Origin of the sequence: Veillonella orientalis, from assembly GCF_018406505.1 — a bacterium.
GTDB lineage: Bacteria > Bacillota > Negativicutes > Veillonellales > Veillonellaceae > Veillonella > Veillonella nakazawae.
The window spans coordinates 1,695,827-1,709,385 of record NZ_AP022322.1; the positions used below are offsets into that span (position 1 = coordinate 1,695,827).

12 protein-coding genes are annotated in these 13,559 nt (G+C 38.3%); 4 read left to right on the plus strand and 8 right to left on the minus strand.

All coding sequences use genetic code 11. From position 1 onward, the window contains the following. The first annotated feature begins 43 nt into the window (after positions 1–43). The 3 genes from VEIS1202513_RS07870 (at position 44) to tnpA (ending at position 3,713) form a co-directional block, all read left to right on the plus strand. Positions 44–1,504: an alanine/glycine:cation symporter family protein gene (locus tag VEIS1202513_RS07870; protein ID WP_213467226.1), complete on the plus strand. Its 1,461-nt coding sequence runs from the start codon at positions 44–46 to the stop codon at positions 1,502–1,504. A 276-nt stretch (positions 1,505–1,780) separates the two neighbouring features. Then, positions 1,781–3,037 carry a Glu/Leu/Phe/Val family dehydrogenase gene (locus VEIS1202513_RS07875; protein WP_005385406.1) on the plus strand — a complete coding sequence of 419 codons (1,257 nt, stop codon included), beginning with the start codon at positions 1,781–1,783 and terminating at the stop codon, positions 3,035–3,037. A gap of 211 nt (positions 3,038–3,248) precedes the next feature. Beyond that, positions 3,249–3,713, plus strand: a complete 465-nt coding sequence (tnpA, locus tag VEIS1202513_RS07880) for an IS200/IS605 family transposase (protein ID WP_038125930.1) — start codon at positions 3,249–3,251, stop codon at positions 3,711–3,713. A 160-nt stretch (positions 3,714–3,873) separates the two neighbouring features. On the opposite strand, the gene VEIS1202513_RS07885 is transcribed toward tnpA, so the two are convergent. The 7 genes from VEIS1202513_RS07885 to VEIS1202513_RS07915 all read right to left on the minus strand — a co-directional run bounded on the left by VEIS1202513_RS07885 (position 3,874) and on the right by VEIS1202513_RS07915 (position 10,603). Continuing rightward, entirely contained in the window at positions 3,874–4,365 is a 492-nt protein-coding gene (locus VEIS1202513_RS07885; RefSeq protein WP_213467227.1) for a QueT transporter family protein, read from the minus strand. Positions 4,366–4,944: 579 nt separating this feature from the next. Continuing rightward, entirely contained in the window at positions 4,945–5,634 is a 690-nt protein-coding gene (gene queC, locus VEIS1202513_RS07890) for a 7-cyano-7-deazaguanine synthase QueC (protein WP_213467228.1), read from the minus strand. 68 nt (positions 5,635–5,702) lie between these two features. Beyond that, positions 5,703–6,458 carry an exodeoxyribonuclease III gene (locus VEIS1202513_RS07895; protein ID WP_054748264.1) on the minus strand — a complete coding sequence of 252 codons (756 nt, stop codon included), beginning with the start codon at positions 6,456–6,458 and terminating at the stop codon, positions 5,703–5,705. A 149-nt stretch (positions 6,459–6,607) separates the two neighbouring features. Next, positions 6,608–6,754, minus strand: a complete 147-nt coding sequence (locus VEIS1202513_RS07900) for a hypothetical protein (RefSeq protein WP_244856236.1) — start codon at positions 6,752–6,754, stop codon at positions 6,608–6,610. Positions 6,755–6,845: 91 nt separating this feature from the next. Then, positions 6,846–7,664, minus strand: a complete 819-nt coding sequence (locus VEIS1202513_RS07905; protein ID WP_213467230.1) for a sulfurtransferase — start codon at positions 7,662–7,664, stop codon at positions 6,846–6,848. 179 nt (positions 7,665–7,843) lie between these two features. Next, positions 7,844–9,136, minus strand: coding sequence for a DNA (cytosine-5-)-methyltransferase (dcm, locus tag VEIS1202513_RS07910; RefSeq protein WP_213467231.1), 1,293 nt, complete (start codon positions 9,134–9,136; stop codon positions 7,844–7,846). An 84-nt stretch (positions 9,137–9,220) separates the two neighbouring features. Beyond that, a complete protein-coding gene (locus VEIS1202513_RS07915) occupies positions 9,221–10,603 on the minus strand; it encodes a Sau3AI family type II restriction endonuclease (RefSeq protein WP_213467232.1) in 1,383 nt (460 codons plus the stop codon). A gap of 277 nt (positions 10,604–10,880) precedes the next feature. Here VEIS1202513_RS07915 and VEIS1202513_RS07920 point away from each other — a divergent pair, with 277 nt between their 5' ends. Further along, positions 10,881–11,816 carry a DUF3829 domain-containing protein gene (locus VEIS1202513_RS07920; RefSeq protein WP_119208969.1) on the plus strand — a complete coding sequence of 312 codons (936 nt, stop codon included), beginning with the start codon at positions 10,881–10,883 and terminating at the stop codon, positions 11,814–11,816. Between the two features lie 106 nt (positions 11,817–11,922). On the opposite strand, the gene VEIS1202513_RS07925 is transcribed toward VEIS1202513_RS07920, so the two are convergent. Then, the gene (locus VEIS1202513_RS07925) at positions 11,923–13,476 is read right to left on the minus strand and encodes an ABC transporter substrate-binding protein (protein WP_213467233.1); all 1,554 of its coding nucleotides are present in this window, start codon (positions 13,474–13,476) and stop codon (positions 11,923–11,925) included. Between the last annotated feature and the right edge of the window lie 83 nt (positions 13,477–13,559).

A 13,559-nucleotide genomic window follows, 5' to 3' on the forward strand; every position in this document is an offset into this window, starting at 1 on the left:
TTAATAATTATAAGAATTCTTTTTATGAGAAAGGAGCGTTTTTATGGAAGCAATGCTCAATGATGCTATTTCTACCATTAATGGCTATTTATGGAGTTATTTCATCATCTTTATCCTCATCGGCGCAGGTCTCTTCTTTACGATGACAACGAATTTTGTACAAATTCGCATGATCAAAGAAATGATTCGCCTCGTAATCAATGGTGCAGGTAGTTCTACCGAAAAAAATCATGTATCCTCATTCCAAGCATTCTGTGTTAGTACCGCATCTCGTGTAGGTGTTGGTAACATCGCAGGTATTGCGATTGCTGTTGTACTCGGTGGTCCTGGTGCTATTTTCTGGATGTGGGTTATCGCTCTTATTGGTGCTGCTACAGGTTTCATCGAATCTACATTGGCACAAATCTACAAAGAACCTGTTGCTAAAGGCGGCTTTTACGGCGGCCCAGCATACTACATTCGCTATGGCTTAAACAACAAAGCATTATCTGTTTTATTTGCAATTTTGATCAGTATTACATACGGTTGGATTTACAACTCTGTACAAGCTAATACATTAGCTGCATCTCTTCAAGTATTCAACTTTGATGTATCCTATACAGGCGCTGTAGTAGCAATACTTCTTGGTATTATCATTTTCGGTGGTATCAGCCGCGTTGCTAAAGCATCTGAAATCATCGTTCCTATCATGGCGGTTTTATATATCGCTACTGCATTATTCGTAGTTATTATGAATATCACTCAATTCCCACATGTAATCTATACTATTATCTCCTCTGCTTTTGAACCAGTAGCAGCAGGTGGTGGCTTATTAGGTGCTACTGTAATGAATGGTATTAAACGTGGTCTATTCTCCAACGAAGCCGGTGAAGGTTCTGTGCCTAATGCAGCGGCTACTGCAGCTGTTAACCATCCTGTTGAACAAGGTCTTGTACAAGCATTCGGTGTATTCCTTGATACATTTATCATTTGTACCGCTTCTGCTTTCATCGTCCTCATCGTTGGTGACTATAGCACAACAGGTTTAACTGGTGTTGCTCTAGTACAACATAACCTTGAACAACAACTCGGTTCTTGGGCACCAACAGCGGTAGCAATCTTTATCGTAATGTTCTCCTTCAGTTCCTTAATTGGTAACTATTACTACGGCGAAATTAATATTAGCCACTTAACAGAGAAGAAATTCTATCTTCATTTGTTCCGTATCGGTGTAATAATCATGACATTCGTAGGCTCTATTGCCTCCCTTGATTTAGTATGGAATTTAGCCGATTTATTCATGGCCTTCTTAGTATTAACTAATATTAGTTCCATCGTACGTATGGGACGTACTGCAGGTCTTGCTCTTGATGACTATATCAAACAACGCAAGGCAGGCATCGAAACACCTGTATTTAACCGTTCTGTTCTTAATCATACATATGGTATCGTATGGTGGGGTGACGGTCAAACTACAGACTCTTCTGTACCTCCTACTCCAGTGGAAGCTACAATGGAAAAATAAAATATATTCTCTTATGAGACCGGTGAAAGTATATTTCATCGGTCTCTTTTTATTTTTGTAAAAGTATCCATTTATACTGTAAAAACTACGATTTATATCTAACTCCAGGAGTGACTATAATCACAGTAAATATCTATATTCTATACACTTTTCAAGCATTAAAAACTATAGAATATAGTTATAAAATTATAAAGGGTATTATGTATACAACGTCGAATACTACAGTATGTCTAAAATTAGCAAAACTTAATTTACTCTTATATACAGGAGGTTATTATGAGTGGTTATAATCCTTATGAAAACATGCTAAATACGTTAGATGTAGCAGCAGAAAAGCTCGGTTATTCTCGTAGTGAGTACGAAGTATTACGTCATCCTGAACGAGAACTAAAAGTAGCTGTACCTCTTCAACTAGACAATGGTGAAGTTCGCGTATATGAAGGTTACCGTTGCCAACACTCCACATTACGTGGTAGCGCTAAAGGTGGTCTTCGCTTCCATCCTGACTCCGACGAAAACGAAGTTCGTGCATTGGCAGCTTGGATGACTATTAAAAATGCTATCGCTAATATTCCTTATGGCGGTGGTAAAGGCGGTATCAAGGTTGATCCTAAAACATTGAACCCTCGCGAATTAGAACGCTTGACTCGTAACTTTGTACGTCGTATTGCTCCTATCATTGGCGTAAATACTGACGTGCCTGCACCAGACGTAAATACAAACGCCCAAATCATGAGCTGGATTGCTGATGAATACAGCACATTAAAAGGCGAATGGAGCCCTGGTATCGTTACTGGTAAACCTATTGAAGTAGGCGGATCCTTAGGTCGTAATGAAGCAACTGGTCGCGGCTGTCTCATCGCATTACAAAGTTACTTAGCTAAGAAAAACTTAGACATTAAAAACCTTACTGTAGCAGTTCAAGGCTTCGGTAACGTAGGTTCCGTAGGTGCTCGTCTCATTGCGCAAGCAGGCGCTAAAGTTGTTGCTATCGGCGACGTAAGCGTTAACATCTACAATCCTAACGGTATTGATGTGGAAAAAGCATACGAATATGCTAACTCCCATGGTCGTTCCCTTGAAGGTTACAGCGAACCAGGTATGACTACAATTGGTGCCCAAGAATTATTGGCTCAACCAGTTGATGTATTGTACATGGCAGCTCTTGAAAACCAATTGAACAAAGACAACATGGAAAATATACAAGCTAAAATCATCTTGGAAGGTGCTAATGGCCCTACTACTAATGATGCAGATAAATACTTCTATGAAAAAGGTATCGACATCATTCCTGACGTTCTTGCAAACGGCGGCGGCGTAGTTGTATCCTACTATGAATGGGTACAAAACAAAGCTAGCTTCTACTGGACTGAAGAAGAAGTTAACGAACGCTTAACTAAAAATATGCAAAATAGCTTTGAAGCAGTTTGGGAAATGCAACATAAATACAATGTACCACCTCGCCAAGCAGCGTACATGGTTGCCCTTGAACGCCTCGTAGTAGAAACTAAATGGCGCGGCTACAACTGCTAATTCTTTCAACCTCCATAACATTTAGCCATAAAAAAGGCGTAAGCTCACATCGAGCTTACGCCTTTTTATTGTACGCCGAATAGGCATGACTAAACCCCCAGTTAAACTGGGGGTCGGTAAAAAATTCTTAGAGAAAAGGAAAGAACCTCCTAGTGATAGAATGAAGTTGGTCTGGCAACCACAACATTTCAATATAGGAGGTTCAATGTCAATGAATGACGTAAAAAGCTTATCACATAGTAAATGGAGATGTAAATATCATATTGTTTTTGCTCCAAAGTATAGAAGACAAATAATTTATGGTCGGATAAAAGCTGATGTAGGTAAAATCTTACGAGATTTATGTAAGAGAAAAAATGTAGAGATTATTGAAGCGGAATGCTGTCCGGATCATATTCATATGTTAGTAACGATACCACCACATTTAAGCGTATCGAGTTTTATGGGATATTTAAAAAGTAAAAGTAGCCTCATGATATTCGATAAACACGCAAATTTAAAATATAAGTATGGAAATAGACATTTCTGGTGTAGAGGATATTATGTGGATACGGTAGGACGATATGAAGGAGCGATAAAAGAGTATATTCGCAATCAACTACAAGAGGATATAGCGCAAGATACATTAAACTTTAAAGAATATACCGACCCGTTTACGGGTGAGCCAGTAAAATAGGCAAAATAAAAGCCCCCGAGTAGGGGGCAGCCAGTGGTAATAGAGTGGTTGTCAGATCATTCAATGCCCTCTTTAGAGGGCCACCACTAGAGAAAGACCCTTATAGGGTCAGAGCAAACCACCCGTTCTACGGGTGGTTATGATTTTACCTATGTACTTTTTATTTGAAAGCACCTAATAAAGCAGCCATGCTAGGACGACTGATCAATGCTTTTACTAAAATAGAGCCAAGCACTGCTGGAATTGTTTGACCTACGATGAGGTTCAGTACCAATGGCCAGTATGGAAGGCCAAGTAATGGGCTGAGCCACAATGGTACACATAATGCTGGAACAAAGATAATTGGTAGAATCGCCCACCAAGCGCTAAGGCCAAGCTTACGCATACCTACGATTATACCTGTTGTTAAAATACCAACGCCAAAACCTCCCATCATATCGAGGATACCAAGACCACCGAATAGGAAGTTAGAAATGAGGTTACCAATCCCCATTGGAATTACCAAAAACGGAAAGGCATAAGCAAGTGCATATAATGATGTTGCTATACGAATTTGATACGCTCCGAAAGAAACGCTTTGCGTTAAATATAGTACGACGATGTACAATGCCACAACCATGGCAGAAATAGTCAATTTACGTGTAGTAATCATAACACTCACCTCCTCAAATAAAAAAAAACATGGCAAAACTACCATGCTATAAATGCTTATGAATTTCCGTAGTTTTGTTTAGAGACAGGATGGTTTCAAACTGTCTTATTTAGTTGTACGCTTATAATATCATATATTTTCGATATTTACAAGTCGAGAGAAGTTTAAAGCGGCCTGTACAGTAACTACTATCTATGTAATATTGGCAAGGATGGGGTGGTGGCAGATACCTTTCCTCATCGCTCCACTGGCTATACGGTCATCGGCCTAGGGCCTCGACCTGCCAAAGTCGCTCTTTGAAAAGGTATCTACCACCACTGCGAATTTAGCAATTCAACGTTACGGATATCAGTAATTCTAAAGGCCGCTTTAACTCAGCATCCTCCAAATGATAAATAATACGAAGTATATTACTCATCAAAGCACCTCAACTAGTCTAAGTCAGTTGAGGCGAGCTAGTGACATATAAGTCCACCTAATCTTCAATATACTATCTTATCTATAAGAATATCTAGTAAAGTAGCGCCTAAAAGGCGGCTACTAATATAATCCAGTTTTGGTGGGTATAGAGAAATTCTATTATTGTGCTGGGTCTTCAACGCCGTTGGCGCGGAATGCTTCGGCTCTGTCGATGCAGGTACCGCAGTGGCCGCATGGTTTGTCGCCGCCTTCGTAGCAGGACCATGTTAGGTGGTATGGTACGCCGAGTCGTAGGCCTTCTTTTACGACGTCTGCTTTGTTATGGTTTATGAATGGTGCTTCTAAGGAGCATTCTTTGCCGGATCCTTCGAAGATAGCATCACCCATGGATTTATAGAAGTGTTCTGTACAGTCTGGGTATGCGTTACCAGCCGCATCATCGCTATGAGCACCATAGTAGATATATCCACAGTCTAGAGATAAGGCTAAGGAAGCCGCTGCAGATAGGAATAGACCATTTCTAAATGGCACATAGGTGCTAACCGTACCTTCCCCTTCTGCTTCTTGTTGTTCCTTGTATGAACCTTGAGGTATTTCCTCTGTGGATTGGGTCAATAAAGAGCAATTGCTGAAAGCAAACAATTTAGTGACATCCATCGTTTTACCTTCAACTCCATAATAAGCGAGAATAGATGCAGCAGCCTCTAGTTCTTTACTATGTTTTTGACCATATTGAATGGATAACGGCACTACATTGTCTTTGCCAAATCTTTCAATAGCTAGCGCTAAACATGTAGTACTATCTACACCACCGCTGAATAGGACAACAGCCTTTTGTTTTTGAGCCATAAGGTCTCCTTTCACCTATTACAACAGCCCCATCCTAAGATGAGGCTGTAGATTATACTTTCAATATATTATAAATCGATATCTAATTCTACTGGGCAGTGATCAGAGCCAAAGATTTGTTGGTGAATTTTAGCTTCTTGAATTTTGTCGTCAAGACGTTTAGAGGTGATGAAATAGTCAATTCTCCATCCCGTGTTTCGTTCACGAGCCTTGCCCATATAAGACCACCAGCTATATTCCTCGATTGCATCTGGATACAGGTGACGGAATGTATCTGTAAAACCAGCACCTAACAGTTCGGTCATTTTTGCACGTTCTTCGTCGGAGAAGCCTGCATTTTTACGATTTGTCTTAGGATTTTTAAGGTCGATTTCTTGGTGAGCCACGTTAAGGTCACCACAAAGAATAACTGGTTTTTTCTTATCTAATTCAAGCAAATAGTTGCGGAATGCATCTTCCCAAGTCATGCGGTACTCAAGACGAGCCAATTCACGTTGGCTATTTGGCGTATAGCAGCATACTAAATAGAAATTGTCATATTCAGCAGTAATAACACGGCCCTCTTGATCGTGTTCTTCAATGCCGATACCATTAGTTACGGACAACGGTTTAATGCGCGTGAATACAGCCGTACCACTATAGCCTTTTTTCACAGCACTATTCCAATATTGCTCATAACCTGGCAATTCCAAAGAAATTTGATCAGGTTGCAATTTTGTTTCTTGTAAACAGAAAATATCTGCATCCAGTTCGTTAAAGGATTCCATAAATCCTTTTGTTACAGCCGCACGAAGGCCGTTTACATTCCAAGAAATTAATTTCAATGCTTACTCCTTATTCTAATAGTGCTTTTACATACTAATATAGTTTGTGAAAGCCTCTATTTCAACAATTTCCTTATATTTCAAAAAGATTCTTATTTATGCTAGCAATTATAGTATGTTATACAGTTTAGCCAGAAAATTGTACATTACTATTGTTTATGTTTCTTTGCATGTCTTGCTTCCGCACGAGTCTTTCGAGCGTTTTCGTTTGCTTTAAGATCACTTTCACGTTTTTCACGGAAATAATTAGCTATGGAAGATAAAACAAGAATTACCAACACCGTAACATTAAACATGCCGGGCCCGAAGGTATAGATGTGATAACACAAATAACCAAACGCAACAAGGGTTAGTAGATGTTTTAAAATTTTCATTTGCCCTCCTGTATTATCGTAATGTTTCTACACCAGTCTTAAGTGGGAAACCGTCATAGGTTACCCAATCACTAGAGCTACCAACATATAAAGCCGATTCAAGCCCTACTTCGCTCATAGTTAACATCGCATTACAAGCGGTTACTCCTGAGCCACAGTAAGTCACAACAGGTCTATTTTGGTAGATTTCATTATAGTACTCGGCTTCTAAATCTTTTACAGACTTAGGACCATCTACGGTATAACCACTTTCATAAAAATGATTAACAGCACCAGGAATGTGACCAGTCATGCCATCCATCGTATCTACTTGAGACCCATCGTAGCGGAACGGCGCACGAGCATCGATGATAACATGGTCACCCGTTTCACTAGCCTTGAGAACCTCATCACGACTCATAACCATATGCGTTTGTAATTCATAGTTGAAAACAGACGGTTCTGCAGGTAATGGAGTTGGTTCTTTAGTTAGAACATGACCTTCCTTAATCCAACGTTCAACACCGCCAGACAATACGCGTACATCCGTTAAACCCAGGTAGCGCAACGTCCACCATAAACGTCCCGCCAAGAAAAGCCAAGAGTCATATACAACAACCTTGGAATCACGAGTGATCCCGTAAGACTCAAAAGTATGAGCCAACCGCTCCATATCCGGCAATGGATGACGACCGCCATGCTCGCCCAAAGGACCTGTTAAATCCTTATTTAAATCCACCGCATAAGAGCCTTTAATATGACCTTTTTGATAATCTTGATAACCACGAGCATCTAAGATGATAACCTCGTCGAGACAAGCTAATAACTCTTTAGGAGTGATGAAATTTGACATATGTACTCCTTTCTTTTAATTATATCGAAAAATACAAATCTGATAATATTATTATATACGAGTACAACAGGATATACAATTTATTTTGGTATAGTGAAAGTTATTTCTAAGAGCAAAGAAATTAGGTCAACAAAAAACGGCCCTAAAGAGCCGTTTTTGTTATATATACTTATAAGTTTTCACTTATCAATTTTTTGTAGTTCATCACCAATACGTTTTACAATACCGGTCACAAGTGCATTACCCATGAAGAACATACGCATGCGATCAGAAACTTCTACAACTTCACCTTTTGTATTACGTTTATAACGTGTCCAGTCATCAGGAAAATCTTGTAACCGTTCAGCTTCGATTGGGGTAATAAGTCGATATTTACCATCAATTTTCAAAAGATGTGTAGATCGATTAACACTGCCTTCAGATGTAAGCATTGTCCGACCTGGTAGTTCAAGAGAGTCATATTCACTCATACCACCTTCAGAGAAGGTATAAGTATGTCCGTTTGCTGCAGTCCGTGTAATTTTCTTAGGCCCACGAAGATATTTAAACTTCTCTAATTTTTCACCGTCAATATAATACTCTTTCGGCACTTGATTAGGTGAAACCACAATCTCTTTCATTGGTATTGGTGCTTCATCACCTTTGGGTTCAGTTTCAATCGTATAATAATATCCGTTTGTCATGAGGCCAGAGTTCCACATTTTACCATCTGAAAAGTTTGCAGAAACTTCAGCAATATCTTCATCAAGCTTATTAGCATTAATACGTTTTTTTACAGCTTCATTCTTAACTGGGAATTGACGACCAAAGAGCCCATCATTGAAGATATAAGGTGCATAACAATCTAGACGAGCTTTTATGTCAGCATCAACAGATAATGTAGCTTCATATCTAGTATGTAATCTTTTTCCCCACTTTGTGTCATTTCTAAATACAAAGAAGAACACACGACGTCTCCGTTGAGCACGACCATAGTCAGCAGCATTAATAACACGCCACTCAACAGAATAGCCCAATTGGTTAAAAGCGGCTAACATAATTGCAAAATCACGACCACGTTGGTTAGACGGCGCTTTCAACAAGCGGTCAACATTTTCTAACACTAAATACTTAGGTTTAATGACCTCTGTAGCACGAATAATTTCCCAGAAAAGAACCCCTTTTTTACCTTCAATACCTAACTCATTCTTTTTGCTTCTTGCAACAGAATAATCTTGGCATGGAAATCCCCCAACAATCATATCTACACCATTGGCTTTCATTTCCTCAAACTTTTCATTAGGAATTAAGGCTACATCTGTTGGGATATGTTCCATATCAGGAAATCTATATAAACCTACTTCATAGGCATCTTGTGTCTTACGAGATGGCTCATATTGGTTTGAATATAGCGTTTGAAAAACTTCTTTAGATGAATTTTCTAAGCCTACTATAAACCCTCCAACACCATCAAACATGGAGAATATTTTCATTACTTTACCCCTTAATCAATCACCTTTATAGATCACTATTATAGCAGAATTTCCATAAAAGATCAAGATCAAATTGATCTTCTACTATATATCTTTCACAATCTCTGCTATGTATTCTCTATTTAACCAGTAGCATTGTTTTGTTATATATTGTCCATCTGGTAATTCTACTTGATCCTTTCCATCTCTAGCCTTAGGTCGAATATGACAAATCCCATTAAAGCTAGCACCTGGTAAATTATTTGACACACCATTACGTACAGGAGTAAGTTGAACCCCTTCTTCCAAAATAGCTTTTGTTGTTTTCCAAAGTTCTTTGAGCTCATGCTCAATTACAACCTCTGGCATATTCCACAGCATAATTCCTTTTAAGTAAGGTTCTCTATTTTTATTTTCCTTCTCAGTCTCATCATATTGAAATACTACAAATAGATATTTTGTATACTCAAATTTTTCATAAAGCTGAGAGTCTTCCCATGCATCGTTAACCCAACGATGAAAGTCTATTTGTTCAAAGGACATGTGTTCCTTTGGAATTCCAGTAGGCTCAAGCCGTATGGTTTTAAACTTAATATTTGCTTTACTAAACTCTCTAAGTGATTCTAACTTGGTCCCTTTTACACCCAAAACCGCACTAATAAGATTGGCATTAAAAGCCTTATTTTTTGTTACTGGAATATCTACGAGTTTTGCAATTTCAGATACTCGTTTACCAATATATGGAGCGAATCGTTCTTGTAATAATTGTAATGTAGTCTTACTTTTAAGTTCATCAACATTAAAGAGTGATGGTATTAATTGTCTATCAATAACACGGCGAGCAAAGGCAGACATGTAAGAACTTTTAAGAGAAAAGGCACGTTGTTTAGCTGGTATATTAGAAAATGGTTGTTTTCTTATGGACTTAGCATTAGCCCCTTTAGTACAGGCAGCCAAATACATCGTATCTCCCTCCGAAATATTATGGGCCTCACCAGCTTTAATCTTATCTATAATAGTTTGCCAATCCTGTTTTATAATTTCTAAATCCACAGGATCAAAATTATGTAAAACCGACTTTATGATAGGAAAATCCTTTTTATCTATTTCATCTTTATATAAGTAGAAAATAATTAGTAACTTCTTATTTTTTTGCCAAAATGATGATTCTTCAAAAGAGTCTTTATAATCCTCTTCATAGTTAATAATATTTAAAACTAACCGTTCTTTTGCAGAGAAGTCATTCTTTTTATTTTCTTTTATAGCAGTAACTTTTAGCTCCAAACCTAAATCAACAAAGTCTGCTTCTGCTCTGCTATTAACAGCCATTTTAAATAAGCCTTCTTCTAAAACCTGACCAATACCGCCCTTGTTTCCCCTACTATCCAGGCGATTATTTATATCAAACTCACCAACCGTTTTACCCTCTGCAGATTCAGCTATATCTAATACTTCTTCAATGGAGTTATAAACCTTATCCGTGCTCATTAGAATCCCCTCCAATCATATATATGTAAATTATATCAAAGGTATTAAGAAATATACTAATTTAACTTTCACAGAGTATATTCATCTATAAATAGCGAATTATAAATATTAATATATGTTCATATCGAATAATTTCATCTATTCCTTATGATTCTCCGTTCTATACGTCTTTTTTGGGACGTAAGTTTATGATATAATATAACTAATTACTCTTAGGGGCGTAGTCCGCCCAAACGGATCCAAAAAGAGTTAGTGTATTTTCAAGGAGCGTGCGCAGTTGAAAAAGGGGTACATCAAGTTAATAGCAGCCGTTATACTTGGCGTCGCTATTATCGGTGGTGGGATCTACGGGGTGTATACACTCTTGTCATCCAATACAACGACAATTTTATATCGATCAACCGTTGACGACAAGATCAACGCTATCCGACCTTATATCGTCGCATTAGACTCATATAACGCGTACAGTGTAGCCTATGCAAATCAATTACAACCAACTCTTGAAGAGTTACGTAATGGGTCCCATAACACGACGATTACATTACCTAAATACAAAGATCTTAAAACAGCATTAGAGGCTGCAAAGCAAGATAGCCCTACTCCATACGAAGATGTAAACCAATCAACTAATGATGTATTAGCAGTGCTAGATCAATTGATTCCTGTTGCGGATCAATTGCAAGCCTACTATGTAGAACGTCGTTTTGAAAAAGATAATTTCAAAGGTAGCGATGAGTTAGCGGCACAGTATGTACCTCTAGCTGAACAATTCTACGCTACATACAACGCTTTAGATTTAGCCTTAGATAATCGTAATAATGAGCTCTATACAGAACGCATGACTGAATATCAAGGTGAAAAACGTGAAAATGCAGTTAACTTCATCGAGTTAAATCTCATGACTGCCCAAACAATCGATCTTATCGATCCAGATGGAAATACGGATACCCAAAAGGTTGAAGCAAACTTGCAACAAATCACGCAACGCATCAACAAATTACAACCTGGTACAACATCAGAAACACAAAATGCAGTTCGCGAGTATCAAGATTCTGTAAAAGAATTTGTTGCAGAGGCTCGCAACTATATCATCATCAATTCTTCCTATGGCGAAGCATATACACAACTATTCATAAAATATAACAAAATGGTTGGTAAAGCAAATGTTGTAAATATGGCAGAGCTTGATGCAACAGATCAAAAGAAAAAATAACTAACTACAAAAAGAGGACTAGCCGTGGCTAGTCCTCTTTTGATATGTCTACAACTACTTTAAATTATATTAACAAGTTTCATTACTATAGGTTTATATAATAAAATTATTTCCGTTTTAAGTCTTTTGTAATGATATAGTATTCAGATGGAGATATCTTAATACCATCGATATTGTTATTCCCTACAATATTAATCTTAGGATATCCAAGGAAGAGTGCTATCGAATCATCTAGCATCAATTGTTGTGCATTGATCAACGCATTACGACGCACTAATGGATCGTTGGCACTTTCACCAAGAGCTAACAATTCATCGAAACGTGGATTGGAGAATCCAGAACCATTTGCCTCAGCACCGGTCCCCCAGTATTGTTTCAAGAACCATACAGGTTGGCCAGTATTAGCAGTAACTACACTAGAGATGAGCATATCGTAATCCCCAGATTGCGCCAATGTATCAATCACAGCATAGTCTATGATTTTAATTTGTAAATCTACACCGATTTTTTTGTAGTCCGCTTGTAATGCCTCTGCATATAATGGCAATTCAGGACGAGATGTATAGGCATAGAAATCAAGCACTAGGTTTTCACCTTCTTTATCTACAATCCCATCACCATTTGTATCAATATAACCTTCACGTTTAAGTAATTCTTTAGCACGTTCAACATTATATTTATTAGGATCCCGCAATTGATTGAATCCATAATCAATGGACGGTGGCAATGGAGCCTTGCCGGCAATAAAGGTATCCTTCATAAGGTTCTTTGCATAGGACTCACGATTCGCTCCGGCAATGAGGGCCGCTCGAAGATTAGCATTCTTAAGCTTGCCTTTTTGGCTCATCCGAACGAATACATCACGTAAGGATGATTCTTCATAAATAGTAAATTTCTTATCGTTTTGGAAGATACCATATTCGCCAGGTCCAATGCTAACGGCCATATCTACATCACCCGCTTGCAATGCCATAGCTCGTGTATTGGCATCGTTAATAGATGGAATTTCAACCTTAGCAAAGCCTGGCTTGCCATCCCAGTAGTTATCATTCCGTGCTAGCTCAGCACGCTCTTTTGTAAATGATGTCACTACATAAGGACCAGTACCAATAGGACCTTCCTTCGCAATATCACGACCATTTGCCTCAGCAGTTACATCCATAACAAGGAACAATGGATCCCCCAACAAGTTTGGCAAATTATAATAAGGCTTATCGGTCTTAATTGTGAGCTCTTGACCATTAGCCGTCATTTCAGTGTAATTAAAGAATGTTTTTGCCCGTTTACTCTTCGCAAAGGTTCGTTCCAAAGACGCCTTTACGGCCTCAGCAGTAAGAGCATTACCGTTAGAGAACTTAACCTTATCGTTGATGGTGAAAGTCCAAGTCAGCTTATCATCACTTTGTTTCCAAGAGGATGCTAACCAGGGTTTAGCATTCATGTGATCATCAAATTTTATTAGAGTTTCCCCTACACCATATCGTACAACGGCCCAGCTAAAATAGTTTTCTGTTGGTTCTAATGTACCTGCAAAGCTAATAGCCCCTACCTTTAATACATCATTAGATGAATTGGATAATTGATTCATACAGCCTACAGTACCAAGGACCGTAACACCCAGCATCATACCAATCAGTAATGCCTTACGTAATCCTTTCATTCACACACCTAACCTTTCTCTATAAGTATATGTATATGTATATCATTTCATATGAGCATATTTTAATTATACCCATAGGGGTA

What these genes read in the sequence shown, in the direction of transcription:
- VEIS1202513_RS07875 (WP_005385406.1), top strand. Translation starts at nt 1,781, where the DNA reads ATGAGTGGTTATAATCCTTATGAAAACATGCTAAATACGTTAGATGTA.
- VEIS1202513_RS07925 (WP_213467233.1), bottom strand. Translation starts at nt 13,476, where the DNA reads ATGAAAGGATTACGTAAGGCATTACTGATTGGTATGATGCTGGGTGTT.
- VEIS1202513_RS07885 (WP_213467227.1), bottom strand. Translation starts at nt 4,365, where the DNA reads ATGATTACTACACGTAAATTGACTATTTCTGCCATGGTTGTGGCATTG.
- tnpA (WP_038125930.1), top strand. Translation starts at nt 3,249, where the DNA reads ATGAATGACGTAAAAAGCTTATCACATAGTAAATGGAGATGTAAATAT.
- dcm (WP_213467231.1), bottom strand. Translation starts at nt 9,136, where the DNA reads ATGAAAATATTCTCCATGTTTGATGGTGTTGGAGGGTTTATAGTAGGC.
- VEIS1202513_RS07905 (WP_213467230.1), bottom strand. Translation starts at nt 7,664, where the DNA reads ATGTCAAATTTCATCACTCCTAAAGAGTTATTAGCTTGTCTCGACGAG.
- queC (WP_213467228.1), bottom strand. Translation starts at nt 5,634, where the DNA reads ATGGCTCAAAAACAAAAGGCTGTTGTCCTATTCAGCGGTGGTGTAGAT.
- VEIS1202513_RS07900 (WP_244856236.1), bottom strand. Translation starts at nt 6,754, where the DNA reads ATGTTTAATGTTACGGTGTTGGTAATTCTTGTTTTATCTTCCATAGCT.
- VEIS1202513_RS07915 (WP_213467232.1), bottom strand. Translation starts at nt 10,603, where the DNA reads ATGAGCACGGATAAGGTTTATAACTCCATTGAAGAAGTATTAGATATA.
- VEIS1202513_RS07870 (WP_213467226.1), top strand. Translation starts at nt 44, where the DNA reads ATGGAAGCAATGCTCAATGATGCTATTTCTACCATTAATGGCTATTTA.